The organism is Streptomyces verrucosisporus, from assembly GCF_017114865.1.
Lineage (GTDB): Bacteria > Actinomycetota > Actinomycetes > Streptomycetales > Streptomycetaceae > Streptomyces > Streptomyces fenghuangensis.
The window spans coordinates 371,430-387,146 of record NZ_JADEYH010000002.1; the positions used below are offsets into that span (position 1 = coordinate 371,430).

At 73.3% G+C, this 15,717-nt stretch carries 13 protein-coding genes and 1 tRNA gene; 3 read left to right on the plus strand and 11 right to left on the minus strand.

Translation table 11 applies throughout. The features are described from left to right. Positions 1 to 50 precede the first annotated feature (50 nt). From IQ279_RS04730 to IQ279_RS04740, 3 genes are all read right to left on the minus strand, one after another. Positions 51 to 126, minus strand: a tRNA-Arg gene (locus IQ279_RS04730). 56 nt (positions 127 to 182) lie between these two features. Further along, on the minus strand, positions 183 to 2,042 hold the full coding sequence (locus IQ279_RS04735; protein ID WP_206347000.1) for a glycoside hydrolase family 3 protein: 1,860 nt from the start codon (positions 2,040 to 2,042) through the stop codon (positions 183 to 185). Between the two features lie 393 nt (positions 2,043 to 2,435). Continuing rightward, on the minus strand, positions 2,436 to 2,966 hold the full coding sequence (locus tag IQ279_RS04740; protein WP_206347001.1) for a GNAT family N-acetyltransferase: 531 nt from the start codon (positions 2,964 to 2,966) through the stop codon (positions 2,436 to 2,438). Positions 2,967 to 3,148: 182 nt separating this feature from the next. Between IQ279_RS04740 and IQ279_RS04745 the strand changes: the two genes are divergently transcribed. Next, entirely contained in the window at positions 3,149 to 4,165 is a 1,017-nt protein-coding gene (locus IQ279_RS04745; protein WP_206347002.1) for a sigma-70 family RNA polymerase sigma factor, read from the plus strand. 229 nt (positions 4,166 to 4,394) lie between these two features. On the opposite strand, the gene IQ279_RS04750 is transcribed toward IQ279_RS04745, so the two are convergent. Continuing rightward, positions 4,395 to 5,447, minus strand: coding sequence for a P1 family peptidase (locus tag IQ279_RS04750; RefSeq protein ID WP_206347003.1), 1,053 nt, complete (start codon positions 5,445 to 5,447; stop codon positions 4,395 to 4,397). A 52-nt stretch (positions 5,448 to 5,499) separates the two neighbouring features. Between IQ279_RS04750 and IQ279_RS04755 the strand changes: the two genes are divergently transcribed. Further along, entirely contained in the window at positions 5,500 to 5,709 is a 210-nt protein-coding gene (locus tag IQ279_RS04755; protein ID WP_206347004.1) for a hypothetical protein, read from the plus strand. 46 nt (positions 5,710 to 5,755) lie between these two features. On the opposite strand, the gene mscL is transcribed toward IQ279_RS04755, so the two are convergent. From mscL to IQ279_RS04785, 6 genes are all read right to left on the minus strand, one after another. Further along, complete coding sequence (gene mscL / locus IQ279_RS04760; protein WP_206347005.1) at positions 5,756 to 6,346, minus strand: large conductance mechanosensitive channel protein MscL; 591 nt, start codon at positions 6,344 to 6,346, stop codon at positions 5,756 to 5,758. 108 nt (positions 6,347 to 6,454) lie between these two features. Continuing rightward, complete coding sequence (locus IQ279_RS28620) at positions 6,455 to 6,748, minus strand: RcpC/CpaB family pilus assembly protein (RefSeq protein ID WP_307792196.1); 294 nt, start codon at positions 6,746 to 6,748, stop codon at positions 6,455 to 6,457. A gap of 605 nt (positions 6,749 to 7,353) precedes the next feature. Next, positions 7,354 to 8,184 carry an S-methyl-5'-thioadenosine phosphorylase gene (locus tag IQ279_RS04770; RefSeq protein WP_206347007.1) on the minus strand — a complete coding sequence of 277 codons (831 nt, stop codon included), beginning with the start codon at positions 8,182 to 8,184 and terminating at the stop codon, positions 7,354 to 7,356. A gap of 113 nt (positions 8,185 to 8,297) precedes the next feature. Further along, positions 8,298 to 8,609, minus strand: coding sequence for an FmdB family zinc ribbon protein (locus IQ279_RS04775; RefSeq protein ID WP_206347008.1), 312 nt, complete (start codon positions 8,607 to 8,609; stop codon positions 8,298 to 8,300). 145 nt (positions 8,610 to 8,754) lie between these two features. Then, positions 8,755 to 10,083 carry an MFS transporter gene (locus IQ279_RS04780; RefSeq protein WP_206347009.1) on the minus strand — a complete coding sequence of 443 codons (1,329 nt, stop codon included), beginning with the start codon at positions 10,081 to 10,083 and terminating at the stop codon, positions 8,755 to 8,757. Between the two features lie 191 nt (positions 10,084 to 10,274). After that, positions 10,275 to 11,852: a potassium/proton antiporter gene (locus tag IQ279_RS04785; protein ID WP_241027570.1), complete on the minus strand. Its 1,578-nt coding sequence runs from the start codon at positions 11,850 to 11,852 to the stop codon at positions 10,275 to 10,277. A gap of 220 nt (positions 11,853 to 12,072) precedes the next feature. On the opposite strand from IQ279_RS04785, the gene IQ279_RS04790 reads away from it, so the two are divergent. Then, positions 12,073 to 14,895, plus strand: coding sequence for a penicillin acylase family protein (locus IQ279_RS04790; RefSeq protein ID WP_206347010.1), 2,823 nt, complete (start codon positions 12,073 to 12,075; stop codon positions 14,893 to 14,895). Between the two features lie 43 nt (positions 14,896 to 14,938). Here IQ279_RS04790 and IQ279_RS04795 read toward each other — a convergent pair whose 3' ends face one another. Beyond that, positions 14,939 to 15,523: a 5-formyltetrahydrofolate cyclo-ligase gene (locus tag IQ279_RS04795; RefSeq protein WP_206347011.1), complete on the minus strand. Its 585-nt coding sequence runs from the start codon at positions 15,521 to 15,523 to the stop codon at positions 14,939 to 14,941. Between the last annotated feature and the right edge of the window lie 194 nt (positions 15,524 to 15,717).

Consider the following 15,717-nt stretch of genomic DNA (forward strand, 5'->3'; position numbering starts at 1 on the left):
ACGGTGCCGTCAAAACGGCCCGGACCATGATCGGTCCGGGTCGTTTCGCCTGGTGCCCCCGGCAGGATTCGAACCTGCGACACCCGCTTTAGGAGAGCGGTGCTCTATCCCCTGAGCTACGAAGGCGTGACGCAGGACAGGTTAGCGGATGAGTGCGGGGCGTGCCGAACGTGCCGGGCGGGTCAGTACGTCAGGCCGTGCCCGAAGGGGTAGAGGGTGCCGGTGGAGCCGGCGTCCGGGACGGCGACCGGGAGGCGGCCGGCGGGGGAGAGGTCGCCGTAGACGGTGCGGACGGCGGCCCGGAGGGAGGGAGCACCGTAGGAGTAGGTGGCCAGGTAGGCGGGGACACCGGGGAAGCGGCGGATGTCGTACGGGTTGCGGACGGCGACGGCGACGACGGGTGTGCCGGTGCCCATCAGTGCCTGTACCAGCCTCGCCTGGGCGGCGCCCTTCTCCGAGCCCGCCGCGGCCGCGTTGACCGAGACGATCACCAGGCCGTGGCCCGCCGCCGCGTCGGCCGCCGCGGTGACGCGGTCCGCGGAGGGGATCGCGCCCGTCTCCAGGACGGTGGCGCTCTGGCCGGGCCGCTCGGCGACGGCGTCGGCGAGGGCCCGGGTGCTGCCCACCCCCCAGCCGGTGACAAGGACGGAGCGGGCGCCGGAGGACAGGGGCAGGAGGGAGCCCTCGTTCCTGACCAGGGTGACGGTGCGGTCGGTGATGGCCTGGGCGTCGACCCTGTGGCGTTCGGCGCCGACGGTGCGCACGGCGTGCCGCTCGTCCACGTACGGGTGCCGGAAGAGCTCCCGGCGGAGCTTGTGCGCCAGGATGCGCTCCACCGAGGCGTCCAGACGGGAGACGGGGACCCGCCCGCCGCGTACGGCCTCCAGGACGGCGTCGTAGGCGGTGTCGAGCTCCGGTGCCAGGACGAGCTGGTCGCAGCCGGCCGCGAGGGCCCGGACCGGTGCCACGTCCGGCGGGAACTGGCCCGAGGCGCCCTGCATGTCCAGGGCGTCGGTGACGATCAGGCCCTCGAAGCCCAGCTCCTCGCGCAGCAGCCCGGTGACGATCGGCTGCGACATGGTGGCCGGGACGCCCGACGGGTCCAGGGCCGGGACGACGATGTGGGCCGTCATGATCGTGTCGACACCGCGTGCGATGGCGGCCCGGAAGGGCGGCAGGTCGATGTTCTCCAGTTCCTCGCGGGTGTGGTCGATCCGCGGGAGGCCGGTGTGGCTGTCGGTGTCGGTGTCGCCGTGCCCGGGGAAGTGCTTGGCGGCGGAAGCGACCCGGCCGCGGTGGTAGCCGCGCACGGAGGCGTCGACGAGGGAGGCGCACAGGGCGGGGTCGGAGCCGAAGGAGCGGACGCCGATGACCGGGTTCTCGGGGTTGACGTTGACGTCGGCGACGGGAGCGTAGTTCTGGTTGACGCCCACCGCCGCCAGCTCCCGGCCGATGATCTCGGCCGAGCGCCGGGTGTCGGAGGCGGACCGGCCCGCCGCCAGCGCCATGTTTCCGGGCAGGAGGGTGGCGGGGTCGGTGAGGCGGTAGACGACGCTGCCGCCCTCCTGGTCGACGGAGACCAGCAGCGGCACGCGGGCGCCGGCGCTGCGCGCGGCGCGCTGGAGGCCGTTGGACAGACGGGCGGTCTGGAGCGGGTCGCGGACGTTGTCGGGGCCGCGGCGGGCGTCGAAGTAGATGACTCCGCCCGGCCGGTACTTGGCGATCACCTCGGCGGGGGTGTCCACGCCGTACAGAGTGCGGTTGCCCGCGGACGCGGTGTCGGCGGCCTGTCCGTAGACCTCGACGACGAAGAGTTGCCCGACCTTGTCCTCCAGGGACATGCGGCGCACCAGGGCCCGGGCCCTGGTGCGCGCGTGGTCGCCGCCGGAGGCGGCGGCCTGCCCGGTGTCCGGTCCGGCGGCCTGTCCGGTGCCTGCGTTCGCCGGGGAGGAGAGGGCGGCGGAGGCGGTCAGCGCCGCGGTGACACCGAACAGGCCGGTGGCGAGGGCTTGTCTGCGGCTGGGAGTCGCGGGCTGCTGCATCGGGTCTCTCCTCACATGGGCGGACGGAGCGGGTGGGGCCGGTGGTGCGCGTGCGGAGGGGACGGCATGTGGGGGTGGGCGCCGGAGCCGTGGCGGCCACATCGTTCCAGCGAGTCGGGCTTGCGGCCAGAGGGGTGCGGGACTGTCAGTGGTCGGGCCATTGGCGGGCCGCGGACATGAGGCGCGGAAGGAGAGGGCGGCTTCGGGGAGACGGTTCGGGAGGGTCCACCGGGATTGTGCGGCGGTGGCCGGTGCCGGGTGCGACGACGCGCGGCGGGGTCGCGGCACGGTGGTCCCGGAGGGTGACGGGAGGAGGCGTCCGGCGGGTGCCGTGGGCGGGTGGCGCCGTGCGCAGTACCCCGGACACCGGCCGTGCCCCGGACACCGCGAGCCTCAGGGGTTCAGCGGCCTCTCGTACCAGGCCACGTCCCAGTACCGGCCGAACTTCCGGCCGACCTCGCCGTAGGTGCCGATGTGGCGGAAGCCGAAGCGGGCGTGGAGACGTACGGAGGCCTCGTTGGGCTGGGCGATGCCCGCGTAGGCGCGGTGGACGTCCTCGCCGCCGAGGGCGTCGAGGGCGTCGAGGAGATGCTCGTACAGCAGGGTGCCGACGCCCCGCCCGCACGCGTCGGGGGCGAGGTAGACGCTGACCTCGACCGAGGTGGAGTAGGCGGGCTTGGGGCGGAAAGGGCTGCTGGTGGCGTAACCCAGGACGCGGTTCGATTCCGCGTCCTGGGCAACCAGAAGGCGGTGCGGGCCGTCCTTGGGGTGGGAGAGCAGCCAGGGACGCCTGGTCTCGGGGGTGAGGGGTTCGGTGTCGAATGTGACGGGGGTCTCACGGACGTAGTGGTTGTAGATGTCCGTCAGGTCCGGAAGGTCGCCTTCCCCGCCCGCTCTGACCTGGACTTCCCCGCGTTCGGTCATTGCAGGCCCCCTCTGTGTGGCGGCGCAGAATACCGCAAGATCCGGAAAAACGATGCGCGCCGTGGGAATTCTGTCCGGATTGAAGTCGTTGATTCCATCGGAACGGGCACCCGAACCAGGAGACGCCGGGTGGCTGGACCGCCACCGACCAGTTGTAGACCACGACTCGCAAGGGAGTACGCATGGCAACCCGTGCCGTCGCCCGTCGTCAGGCCGACCCCAACGGCGCTGACGAGGCACGACCTGTACGTACCTCGTCTGCAGGGGATGTAGCGGACCGGGACCTGGTCGGCATGTACCTCGACGAGATCGCCCGCACCCCGCTGCTGGACGCGGCGAAGGAGGTCGAGCTCTCGCTGGCCATCGAGGCGGGCGTGTACGCCCGGCAGATCCTCGACGGCGAGGCCGAGCCCGTCTCGGGTGACTCGCCGGCCGCGACCGCGACCCGCGAGGAGCTGGAGGCCGTGGCCGCCGAAGGCGAGCGCGCCAAGGACGTCTTCATCCGCTCCAACCTGCGTCTGGTCGTCGCCGTCGCGCGGCGCTACCCCCGCAGCGGCCTGCCGCTGCTGGACCTGATCCAGGAGGGGAACGCGGGCCTGGTGCGGGCGGTGGAGAAGTTCGACTACCGCAAGGGCTTCAAGTTCTCCACGTACGCGACGTGGTGGATCCGCCAGGCCATCACGCGGTCGATCGCCGACCAGTCGCGGACCATCCGCCTCCCCGTCCACCTGGTCGAGGAGCTGGGACGGATCCGGCGTGTGCAGCGGGAGTTCAACCGCGAGCACGGCCGCGACCCCGAGCCCGCCGAGATCGCCGAGGAGCTGGGCTCCACTCCCGAGCGCATCACGGACGTGCTGGACTGGGCGCGCGACCCGGTCAGTCTGAACATGTCCGTGGACGACGAGGGCGAGACGCAGTTCGGCGACCTGCTGGAGGACACCTCCGCGACCTCCCCCGAGGACTCCGTGCTCGTGATGCTGCGGCGCGAGGAACTGGAGGACATGATCGGCCGGCTCGACGACCGGACCGCCTCCATCATCCGGGCGCGCTACGGCATCGAGGACGGGCGCGAGCGCACGCTGACCGAGGTCGGCAAGCAGCACGGCCTGACGAGGGAACGCATTCGCCAGATCGAGAAGCACGCCCTGCTCGAACTGAAGAAGATGGCCCATGACACGGGCTTCGACGCGGCGGCGTGACGGCGTCCGGCGCGGTGGGACACACCGCGCCTTGACGGGACACGGCAGAGGACGACCGAACACGCCCCTGGACAGGGACCCCGGCGCGCCCCCCGGCGCCGGGGTCCCGCTGTGTACGGAGCCCGTGGCGCCCGGCGCCCCGGTGGTGCGGGGCGGTGGGGCCGTAGGACAGGGCCTGGGGCGGGGGCCGCGAACGGAAACCGGGGGCCGGGAGCCGGGACGTACTGGCTCAGGGGCGGCCGTAGAGGTCGTGGTACGCCGGGAACACGCCGCCCGGACCGTCCACGCCCTCCGCGGCCCGCACCGCTTCGACCACCGCACGCGTCAGGGTGTCGGCGCCGGCCGCCAGCACGTCGTTGATCTCCTCCGTCTCCGGGCGGCGAGCGCCGGTGGACAGGGCGAAGACGGTGTCCCCGTCGGTGAGCAGGTGCACCGGGCGGACCGCGCGGGCCAGCCCGTCGTGGGAGGTGCCCGCCAGCTTCTGCGCCTGGGCGGGGGTGAGTTCGGTGTCGGTGGCCACCACGGCCAGCGTGGTGTTGAGCGGTGGCCGCACCGAGGCGGCCGAACGGCGCTCCGACTCCTGCTGGGCGGCGGCCAGGGACCGCAGTGCCTCGGCGTGCTCGGCCTCCGGGGGGAAGGCCGGGCGCTTGCCGTACAGCTCGCCGTAGAGCACGCCCGTGGCCGGGTCCAGGGTCGAGCCCACCGCGTTGACCACGGCCAGCGCGCCCACCGTGGTGCCCGAGGGCAGGATCGTGCTCGCGGTGCCCACCCCGCCCTTGAGCCCGCCCGCCACGGCCCCCGCACCGGCCCCGACGTTGCCCTGGGGGACCGGCTCGCCGACGCTCGTACGGGCGGCCGCCTCGGCCGCCTCCCGGCCGAGCGCGGCGTCGGGACGGGCCCGCCAGGAGCCGCCGCGGCCCAGGTCGAAGAGGCAGGCGGCCGGGACCACGGGCACCACCTGGTCCGGTTCCGGGCCGACGGGGAAGCCCCTGCCCCGTTCCTCCAGCCAGGCGGTCACCCCGCAGGCGGCGTCCAGGCCGAAGGCGCTGCCCCCGGTCAGTACCACGGCGTCGACGCGCTCCACCAGATTGCGCGGATCCAGGGCGTCGGTCTCCCGGGTGCCGGGACCGCCGCCCCGTACGTCCACGGCGGCGGTCGCCCCGCCCTCCGGGGCGAGGACCACGGTCGTACCCGTCAGCCAGCCGTCGCCGATCCGCTGGGCGTGGCCGACCCTCAGGCCCTGGACATCCGTCAGTGCGTCGTTGACCCTCAAGGCGCTCATGGGGCCATGATCCCCCTCCCGGGGGCGAGCCGGGCGGCCGTACCCTGGGGGGATGAGCATTCCCGCCGCTTCCGGCCATGGCTCCGCGCCCCGCGACGCGCCCCGTGACCCGGCCTCCGCGCTGGACTTCTCCGATCCGCTGAGCCGGCCCGCGGCCGACGACACCGACCGGGGCTGGGGCGAGCGTCCGGAAGCGGGCGGTGACGGCGGTGCGGGCGATCTGGCCCGCTTCCTGGACGAGAAGCCCCCGCACCACCTCTGAGACCACCGGCGAGACCGTTCGCGGGGCACTCCGGAAGACGCTCGTGTCAAGGCTTCTTCGAGGTGCCCCCGGATGTGCCGGACGCACCGGACGGCCCCTCGGTGCCCGGCCCGGCACTGCCCTCGGAGGCGTTGCGCTGCGCCGTCAGCAGGGCGGCGGCGTCCGTGGTGCCGTTGCCCTCGCGCTGGGCCAGCAGCGCGTCGCGGATCTCGGTGAGCAGTTCCACCTCGGTCTTCTGGACGGGAGTCGCGGCCTCCGCCGCCGCCTCCTTGGCGCTCAGGGCGTCCAGCCGCTGCTTGAACCTGTTCATCGGCACGATCATCAGGAAGTAGACGACCGCGGCGGTGATCAGGAAGGTCAGCGCGGCGCTCAGCACCGAACCCCACTTGATGGCGATGCCGCTGAGGGCCGCGCCTGTCGCCTCGTCGAACTCGCACGGGCCCTGGAGGCAGGACTGGTAGCGGTCGAGGTCCCTGGGGCCGATGGAGCCCACCACCGGGTTGATGACACCCTCCACCACCGAGTTCACGATCTTGGTGAAGGCCGCCCCGATGACGACGGCAACGGCCAGGTCGACCACGTTGCCCCGCATCAGGAATGACCTGAACCCGGTCAGGACGCCCTGCTTCTCGCTCAAGGGAATGCCTCTCCTCCGCACACGCGCTCCGGCCTCCGCCGGGTGAACGCAGCACACGCTGCACGAACCCCGTGCGCGCTGTCCAATCCGGGATTCGGCGGGCAGCGGTCAGCACAGCGTCACCGTCAGAAGGGAGTGTGCCGCCGCGCCGGCGAGCCGGGCGGCCGTCGGCCGGGGCACCGAGAGCACCACCAGTGCCCCCTCCCGGCCACCCGAACCGGCCTCCGGCCCGGAGGCCGGTTCGGGTACGGCCGCCACCCGCACGTTCCGGGCGATGGTCCGCGCGCTGTCCGCCGGGCCGTCGGCGGGACCGCTTGCCGGGGCGTCGGCGGGCGCGGCCAGAACGTCCACCCTGTCCCCGGGACGCAGCAGCCGCACCGCCTCCGCGTCCGGGATCCGCACCGGGGCCTCCACCGTCGCGCCGCCTCCCTCCCCGTCCGAGGACGCGGGCGGGGGCGGGGGCGCCGGTGCTTTCCCGGCCGCGGGCCGGGCCGTCGGGAGGGCACGCCCCCCGCTCCCGCCCCCGTCATCGGGCGTTCCCCGGAAGGCGGCACCCGCGGCGACGACGGCCAGCAGCAGTGCCACCGCCCGGAACCACCGGCCCGCCGCCCGGAAGGGGGCGAGAGGGCCCCGCCCCGCGCGCACCGGTTCGAACTCCGGCACGGGGCCGGCGGCCGGAGGGCTTGAGGGAGGGGGCAGGGAGTGGGGCGTGGAGTGGAGGGAGGACGAAGACGAGGAGGAGGGAGGAGCGGACAGGAAGGAAGAGGACATCGCGGTCACCGCCTTGTGGTGGAAGCACACCAACGATGTCCGGTTCCGCGGCAGCCCGCCGGGCCCTGTGGACCACCCACGGGTTGTGGACAACTCGCTCACCCGCACGAGGGAGGGACGAAGCCGCACGGGTCGCCCCGCCCCGCCGCGCCCGTCCCCTGCCGCGCGCTCCACCGTTCCCGCAGCGTCACCGGCCGGGGCCGGGGCCGGGGCCGGGGCCGGCGGACCGGCGGCCCCTACGGAAGCTCGATCCCCGGGTCCGTCCCGTCCAGCGCCGTCGCACACGCGCAGTCCCGCTCCGCCGGCAGCCCGGCCACCGTGTCGAAGAGCACCTCGCGCAGCCGCCCGACGTTCTGCGCGAAGACCTGGAGCACCTCCTCGTGCGAGACGCCCTCACCCGTCTCCGCACCGGCGTCCAGGTCGGTGACCAGCGCCATCGAGGAGTAGCACAGGCCCAGTTCGCGGGCGAGGACCGCCTCCGGGTGCCCCGTCATCCCGACCACCGACCAGCCCTGCGCCGCGTGCCAGCGCGATTCCGCGCGGGTCGAGAAGCGCGGCCCCTCGATCACCACCATGGTCCCGCCGTCCACCGGCTCCCAGCCGCGCCCGCGCGCCGCCGCGACGGCCGCCGCCCGGCCCGTCTCGCAGTAGGGGTCGGCGAAGGACAGGTGCACCACGTTCGGCACCGAGCCGTCGGGCAGCGCCTCGCCGTCGTAGAAGGTCTGGACGCGCGACTTGGTGCGGTCCACGAGCTGGTCTGGCACCACCAGCGTGCCGGGCCCGTACTCGGGCCGCAGACCGCCCACCGCGCATGGCCCCAGCACCCGCCGTACACCGACCGAGCGCAGGGCCCACAGGTTGGCCCGGTAGTTGATCCGGTGCGGGGGGAGGTGGTGCTTGCGGCCGTGCCGGGGCAGGAAGGCCACCCGGCGCCCGGCGATCTCGCCGATGAAGAGGGAGTCGCTGGGCTCGCCGTACGGCGTGTCCACCGCGACCTCTATCACGTCGTCCAGGAACGAGTAGAAACCGGACCCGCCGATGACACCTGTCTCCGCCTGTGCGCTCATGGCCGAACACACTAGCCCCCCGCCCTACGCCCAGGCCCCGTCCCGGTGTGCACCGGGACGGGGCCTGGGGAAGCCGGTTCCGGCTCCGGGCCGGAGGGCGGCAGGCGGCGGGGTCAGGCCGCCGAGGAGCCGGCCTTGGACGACGAGCCGCCGGACGAGCCCGAGCTCTTCTCGGAGGAAGAGGACGACGACGCCGACGAAGAGGACGCCGACGAAGACGAGGACGACGACGTGCCGCCGGACGAGGAGCCCCGGCTGTCGTTCCGGTAGAAGCCGGAGCCCTTGAAGACGATGCCGACCGCGGAGAACACCTTCTTCAGGCGGCCCTTGCAGCTCGGGCACTCGGTGAGCGCGTCATCGGTGAACTTCTGAACCGCTTCCAGGCCCTCGCCGCACTCGGTGCACTGGTACTGATAGGTCGGCACTTGCTCCTCCTGGCACTCTTCCCTGTGGAGTGCTAACGACGCACCATGGTGCAGTATTCCGGCGGCTTAGTCCACCGGGAGCGGCTGACGGTGACTCTCGCCACGCCCCGGAGCGCCCCTCCCGTCCTCCGTCCGGGGCCCTCCGTCACCCGGTTCGCGGTCCCTCCCCATCGCCCGTCCGCCCGCCGTCCGGCTCCAGCCATCCGCGCAGCGCCGCCACCGTGACCAGCGCCAGCGCCGTGGCGGCCAGCGGCACTGTGAATCCGGCGCTCGCCCCGAAGCGGTCCGTCAACTGCCCGGCGGCCGACGCGGCACCGGCCTGGCCCAGCGCCACCGCGCCGGCCATCCAGGTGAACGCCTCGGTGCGCACGCCCGCCGGAGCCAGCCGCTCCACCAGGGTGAAGCCGGTGATCAGGCTCGGCGCGATGCCGATGCCCGCCAGCAGTCCGAGGACGGCCAGCAGCGGGACCGCGTCCACCGCCCACAGCGGCGCGGTGGTCAGCGTCAGCAGCGCGTACGCCGCCAGCAGCCGCCGCTGCGGGGCCGAGCGCCAGGTCAGGGCGCCGAAGACGAGACCGGCGAGCATGTTGCCGGCGGCGAAGGTCCCGTACAGCACGCCGTTGAGGCCCGGCTGTCCGATGGATTCGGTGAAGGCGGCCAGCGACACCTGCATCCCGCCGAAGACCGAGCCGATGCCGAGGAAGGCGACGATCAGCACCCGCACGCCCGGCACCGACAGGGCCGAGGGGTGCGGTGCGCCGTCCGCTCCCCGGGCGCGGCGGTGGGCGGGGGGCGCGGTGCGGCGCTGGGCCGCGAAGACCAGCCCGCCGACGACGGTCAGGGCCGCCTCGGCGGCCAGCCCGGCGGCCGGGTGCACCCCGGTGCACAGGGCGGTGGCCAGGACCGGGCCGATGACGAAGGTGAGCTCGTCGGTGACCGACTCGAACGCCGCCGCCGTCGACAGCAGGCGGGCGCCGTCCGGCCTGCCCGCGCCGCCCGGCGGGCCCGAACCGCCCCGCCGGTCCGGCGAGCCCGGCCCGCCCCTGAGCAGATGCGCCCAGCGGGCCCGCACCATCGGGCCGACCTGCGGCACCGAGGCGCCGGCCGGCACGGCCGCCAGCAGCAGCGCCCACAGCGGCGCCCGGGACAGCGCCAGGGCAACCAGCACGCCCACGGCGGCGGCGTGCAGCAGCACCCCGGGCACCAGGACCGCGCGCTGGCCGAAGCGGTCGGCGAGCCGGCCGCTGCGGGGTGCGAACAGGGCCATCGACACGCCGGTCACGGCCGAGACGGTGCCCGCCGTGCCGAACGATCCGGTGGTGTCCTCGACCAGCAGCACGATGCCGAGCGTCAGCATCGCGAAGGGCTGGCGGGCCAGGAAGCCGGGCAGCAGGAACGTCCACGCACCCGGGGTGCGCAGCAGGTCCCGGTAGCCGGGCTTCCGGTCCGTGACGGGAGTGACCGTGGTGGCCACGGCCGTACCTTTCTGCCGCCTGGTAGCGCGCCGCGGGCCGTACGGCGCTCGGTGGCGCGGTACGGCGGGGCGCGCCGAAGGCCGTCCTCTCGCACGGACCGCGGCATGTGGTCGGCCGGGCGGCCGTGCCGGCCCTGCATCAGGCGGGGTCGAAACTCCGGTAGCTCCGAAAGTCGGACAAACGTACGGCCTCAGAGTAGCCGATCACCCCGCGGGCCCGGCCGTGCCCCGCCCTCGTCTCCGCCCCTTCCGGAGCCCGGCCGCGCCCGGCCCCGCCCGGCCTCCCGGTCACCTCTGCGCAGCGCCGAACTGCCCGCCGTCCCCAGCCAGCCCGCCAGCTTGCCGCCCCGGCCCACGGCCATCAGCCGCCGCTCGGCGGCGTCGCGCACCGCGTCCGTGGCGACGACCAGCAGTTCGTCGCCGTGCCGCAGGACGGTCGACGGCGAGGGCACGAAGCTGTTGTCCCCCCGCACGACCAGGGTGACCGCCGCGCCTTTGGGCAGCCGCAGCTCGGTCACCTCCACACCCTGCATGCGCGAGCCGCCGGGGATGGACACCGCGATCAGATGTCCGCGCAGCCGCTCCAGCGGGGCCGACTCGATCTCCAGATCCTGTGCGCCCTCGCCGCCGGCCAGCCTGAGCTTCCGGGTGACCCAGGGGAGGGTCGGACCCTGGATCAGGGTGAAGACCACCACCAGGACGAAGACGATGTTGAAGATCCGGTCGCTGTCCCTGCCCGGTTCGGACATGGGGATCGTCGCCAGGATGATGGGCACCGCGCCGCGCAGCCCGGCCCACGACATCAGTACCTGCTCCCGCAGGGGCCGCCGGAAGGGCAGGCTGCACAGCAGCACCGAGACCGGCCGGGCCACCAGCGTCAGCACCACCCCGATGACCAGCGCGGCCCCGAAGTCCTCCAGCAGCTCCGAGGGGGTGGCCAGCAGGCCGAGCAGGACGAACAGGCCGATCTGCGCGATCCAGGCCAGGCCCTCCGCGAAGCCGCGGGTGGCCGGGCGGTGCGGCAGCCTGGCGTTGCCCAGGACGATCCCGCAGATGTAGGTGGCCAGGAAGCCGCTGCCCTGGGCCAGCGAGCCCCCCGCGTAGGCCAGGACGCACAGCGCCATCACCGCGATCGGGTACAGGCCGGAGGAGGACAGCGCCACGTGCCGCATCCCGTACTCGCCGAGCCTGCCGACGAGCACCCCGACCGCGACGCCGATCGCCAGCTGCAGCGCGATGTTCCCGATCAGCATGTACCACGAGTCCATCGGACCGGACACGGAGAAGGCGATCACCAGGATGACCACGGGAGGGTCGTTGAACCCCGACTCCGCCTCCACCGTCCCGGCCAGCCGCCGGGGCAGCGGCATCTTGCGCAGTACGGAGAAGACCGCGGCGGCGTCGGTGGAGGAGACCACCGCGCCCATGATCAGCGCCAGTTGCCAGTCCAGGCCGACCAGGTAGTGGGCGCCCGCGGCGGTGACCGCGACGCTGATGCCGACGCCCACCGTCGCGAGCACGGCGGCGGCGGGCATGACGGGCCGGATGTCGCGCCATTTGGTGCTCAGCCCGCCCTCGGCCAGGATCACCACGAGCGCCGCGTAGCCCAGCACCTGGGTCAGCTCGGCGTTGTCGAATTCGATCCCGAGCCCGTCCTGTCCCAGGGCCAGACCGAGCCCCAGGTAGATCAGGAGGCTGGGCAGGCCGGTGCGGGTGGAGAGCCGGACCGCGGCGATGGCGACGAGCAGGACGATCGCGGAGACCAGCATGAGTTCGTTGAGGCGGTCGACAGTCAGAAGCGGATCCTTCCGTGGGCGTGCGGAGGCAACGGCCGGGACCCGACCGCCGGGAAGTCATTTCTTTGCCTAACAATTTACCATTGCTTGAATCTCCGGCTCCTGATGCGCGGACTCCCTGCCGACCGGCGACCCGGCTCGTCCTATGGTTGCTCCAGCACCTCTGGTCCCACCCTGCCCTCGAAGGACAGCGATGCCCGCCAAGAAGACCCCGCGACGCGCCCGCCTTCTCGTGATCGCAGTCGTGCTGCTGCTCGTGGCGGGCGTCGGCTACGGCGCCTACTGGAGCGTCGGCACCGTCCGCGCGTCCTTCCCGCAGACGACCGGCTCGATGGAGCTTGAAGGTCTCTCCGCCCCGGTCACCGTCAAACGCGACGAGCACGGCATACCCCAGCTCTACGCGGACAGCGCCGAGGACCTCTTCCGCGCCCAGGGCTACGTCCACGCCCAGGACCGCTTCTGGGAGATGGACGTGAGGCGGCACATGACGGCCGGCCGGCTGTCGGAGATGTTCGGCGAGAGCCAGGTCGAGACCGACGCCTTCCTGCGCACTCTGGGCTGGCGGAAGGTGGCGCAGGAGGAGTACGACACCAAGCTGTCGGACACGACCAAGAAGTACCTGCTGGCCTACGCCGAGGGCGTCAACTCCTATCTGGGCGGACGCAGCGGCGCGGAACTCTCCCTGGAGTACGCGGCCCTGGGTCTCGTCAGCGACTACAAGCCGCACGAGTGGTCGCCGGTGGACTCCGTGGCCTGGCTCAAGGCCATGGCCTGGGACCTGCGCGGCAACATGCAGGACGAGATCGACCGGGCCCTGCTCTCCAGCCGCCTGACGAACAAGCAGATCGAGGCGCTCTACCCGGACTACCCCTTCGACCGGAACAAGCCGATCGTCCAGGACGGCGCCGTCAGCGCCCTCGACGGCTCCTACGACCCGAAGGGCACCCCCGCGGAGGGCGGGGACCCCGCGCAGAACGGCGCCACCGCCCCCGGCGCCACCGCCCCCGACGCCACCGCCCCCGACGGGGCCGGCCAGGGCGCAGGGACCGGCCAGGGCGCCCCGGCGGGCCAGACGGGCCAGTCCGGCCAGACGGGCCAGGCCGGTCAGGGCGTGCAGACCCAGCTCGCCGCGCTGGCCGCCTCCCTCGACGCCGTCCCCGCCCTCCTGGGCCCCAGCGGCGACGGCATCGGCTCCAACTCCTGGGTCGTCTCCGGCGAGTACACGACCACCGGCAAGCCGCTGCTCGCCAACGACCCGCACCTGGCCCCGCAGCTGCCCTCCCTCTGGTACCAGATGGGCCTGCACTGCAACTCGGTCGGCGAGGACTGCCCCTTCGACGTCGCGGGCTTCACCTTCTCCGGCATGCCCGGCGTGGTAATCGGCCACAACCAGGAGATCTCCTGGGGTTTCACCAACCTCGGCGCCGACGTCACCGACCTGTACCTGGAGAAGATCGAGAACGGCACCTACCTCTACGACGGGAAGAAGGTCCCGTACGAGACCCGCGAGGAGGTCATCAAGGTCGCGGGCGGCGAGGACCGCAAGATCACCGTCCGCTCCACCCGCCACGGCCCCCTCGTCTCCGACCGCAGCAACGAGCTGGCCGGAGTCGGCGACCACGCCCCGGTCGGCGACGTCGCCCCCGACCGCGGCAAGGGCTACGCCGTCGCGCTGCGCTGGACGGCGCTGGAGCCCTCCAGGACCATGGACGCGGTCTTCGAGCTGAACACCGCCACCGACTTCAACGGGTTCCGCAAGGCCGCCCGGAAGTTCGCCGTCCCCTCCCAGAACCTGGTCTACGCCGACACCGAGGGCAACATCGGCTACCAGGCCCCCGGCCGCATCCCGGTCCGCGCCGAGGGCCACGACGGCCGCTACCCGGCGCCCGGCTGGGACCCGGACCACGAATGGGAGGGCTACGTACCGCAGGAGGCCCTGCCCTGGGAGTACAACCCGGAGCGCGGCTACATCGTCACCGCCAATCAGGCCGTGATCGACGCGGAGAAGTACCCCTACCCGCTCACCGAGGACTGGGGCTACGGCGCCCGCAGCCAGCGGATCGACGACCTCATCCAGTCCAAGATCAAGGACGGCGGCAAGGTCTCCACGGACGACATGCGGACCATGCAGCTGGACAACAGCAGCGAGATAGCCAAGATCCTGGTGCCGTACCTGCTGAAGATCGACGTCGAGGACCCCTACGTCCGCCAGGCGCAGGAGCTGCTGGAGGGCTGGGACTACACCCAGGACGCCGACTCCGCGCCCGCCGCCTACTTCAACGGCGTGTGGCGCAACCTCCTCAAGCTCGGCTTCGGCAACAAGCTCCCCAAGGAGGTCCGCGTCGAGGGCGAGTGCCTGCGGGTCCGCCCGGCCGACGAGTCCGGCCCGATCGAGGACCTGAGCGGCAACCCGCGCACCGTCCGCGAGTGCGGCACACGCGCCCCGTCCTCCGCGCAGCCCGACGGCGGCGACCGCTGGTACGAGGTCGTGCGCACGCTGCTGGACGAGCCCGACAGCGGCTGGTGGACCCCCGGCAGCCGCTTCGAGGAGGGCGAGGGCGACCGCGACGCGCTGCTGGCCCGCGCCATGAAGGACGCCCGCTGGGAGCTGACCACCAAGCTCGGCAAGGACATCGAGACCTGGAGCTGGGGCCGTCTGCACCGGCTGATGCTCCAGAACCAGACCCTGGGCACCGAGGGCCCGGGCTTCGTCCAGCACCTGCTCAACCGCGGCCCGTGGGACCTGGGCGGTGGCGAGGCGGCCGTCAACGCCACCGGCTGGAACGCCGCGGGCGGCTACGAGGTGATCTGGGTGCCGTCGATGCGGATGGTGGTCAACCTGGCCGACCTCGACGAGTCGAGCTGGATCAACCTCACCGGCGCCTCCGGCCACGCCTACCACTCCAACTACGTGGACCAGACGGACATGTGGGCCGAGGGCGGGCAGCTGGACTGGGCGTTCGGCCGCAAGGCCGTCGAGGACGCGACCGTGGACACCATGGCCCTCACCCCGTAGCCGCCCTCACCCCGTACCGCCGCGAGCCCCGCGCCCGCCGGTCTCACGCCGTGAAGCGGTGCACCCCCTCGGGGGTCACCGCGGCGTGCACCGGACGGTCGTGGGGCTCCGCCGGTACCCGGCGCAGGTACTCGCCGGAGTGCAGCAGCACCACCAGCGCCGGGGTGGCCCCGGACGCCTCGATCCGGGCCAGCACCCGGTCGTAGCTGCCCCCGCCGCGCCCCAGGCGCATCCCGCGCCGGTCCACCGCCAGCCCCGGCAGCAGTACGGCGTCCGCCCCGGTCACGGCCTGCGGTCCCAGCCGCCGCCCGGTGGGCTCCAGCAGTCCCCGGCGGGCGGAGGAGAGGAACTCGGCCCCCTCGTACGCGGCCCAGTCCAGGTCGTCGTCCGGCAGCAGCACCGGCAGCAGCACGCGCACGCCGCGCCATTGCAGTTCGTCCACCAGCGCGCGGGTGTCCGGCTCGCGCCCCACCGAGACGTACGCGGCGACGGTGCGGGCCCCGGCCAGCTCGGGCAGTTCCAGGGCGTGCCGGGCGAGCGCGCCGGCGAGCCGGTGGACGCCGTCCTCCGGCAGATGGGTCCGCGCCGCCAGGAGGGAGCGCCGCAGGGCCCGCTTCTCGCCGGCCACCGTCCGCGGCCCTTCCCCCGGCGCCGCATCCGGTGCCGCGTGCTTACCCCGGTGTGCTCCGGTGGTTCCGTCGTCCTTCACGCCGCGTTCATCTCCCCGGCTCGATTACGCCAGTCCCTCGCCATGGCAGGCGCATTATCATCCTGATGGCGCGCCAGCGCGGCCCCGAGCGTCGGGACATCTCCCTGTAAACC

Bases quoted from the DNA above. Each gene is read 5' to 3' on its own strand.
- IQ279_RS04770 (WP_206347007.1), bottom strand. From the start codon at position 8,184: ATGAGCGCACAGGCGGAGACAGGTGTCATCGGCGGGTCCGGTTTCTAC.
- IQ279_RS04745 (WP_206347002.1), top strand. From the start codon at position 3,149: ATGGCAACCCGTGCCGTCGCCCGTCGTCAGGCCGACCCCAACGGCGCT.
- IQ279_RS04735 (WP_206347000.1), bottom strand. From the start codon at position 2,042: ATGCAGCAGCCCGCGACTCCCAGCCGCAGACAAGCCCTCGCCACCGGC.
- IQ279_RS04755 (WP_206347004.1), top strand. From the start codon at position 5,500: ATGAGCATTCCCGCCGCTTCCGGCCATGGCTCCGCGCCCCGCGACGCG.
- IQ279_RS04785 (WP_241027570.1), bottom strand. From the start codon at position 11,852: ATGCTGGTCTCCGCGATCGTCCTGCTCGTCGCCATCGCCGCGGTCCGG.
- IQ279_RS04740 (WP_206347001.1), bottom strand. From the start codon at position 2,966: ATGACCGAACGCGGGGAAGTCCAGGTCAGAGCGGGCGGGGAAGGCGAC.
- IQ279_RS04750 (WP_206347003.1), bottom strand. From the start codon at position 5,447: ATGAGCGCCTTGAGGGTCAACGACGCACTGACGGATGTCCAGGGCCTG.
- IQ279_RS04790 (WP_206347010.1), top strand. From the start codon at position 12,073: ATGCCCGCCAAGAAGACCCCGCGACGCGCCCGCCTTCTCGTGATCGCA.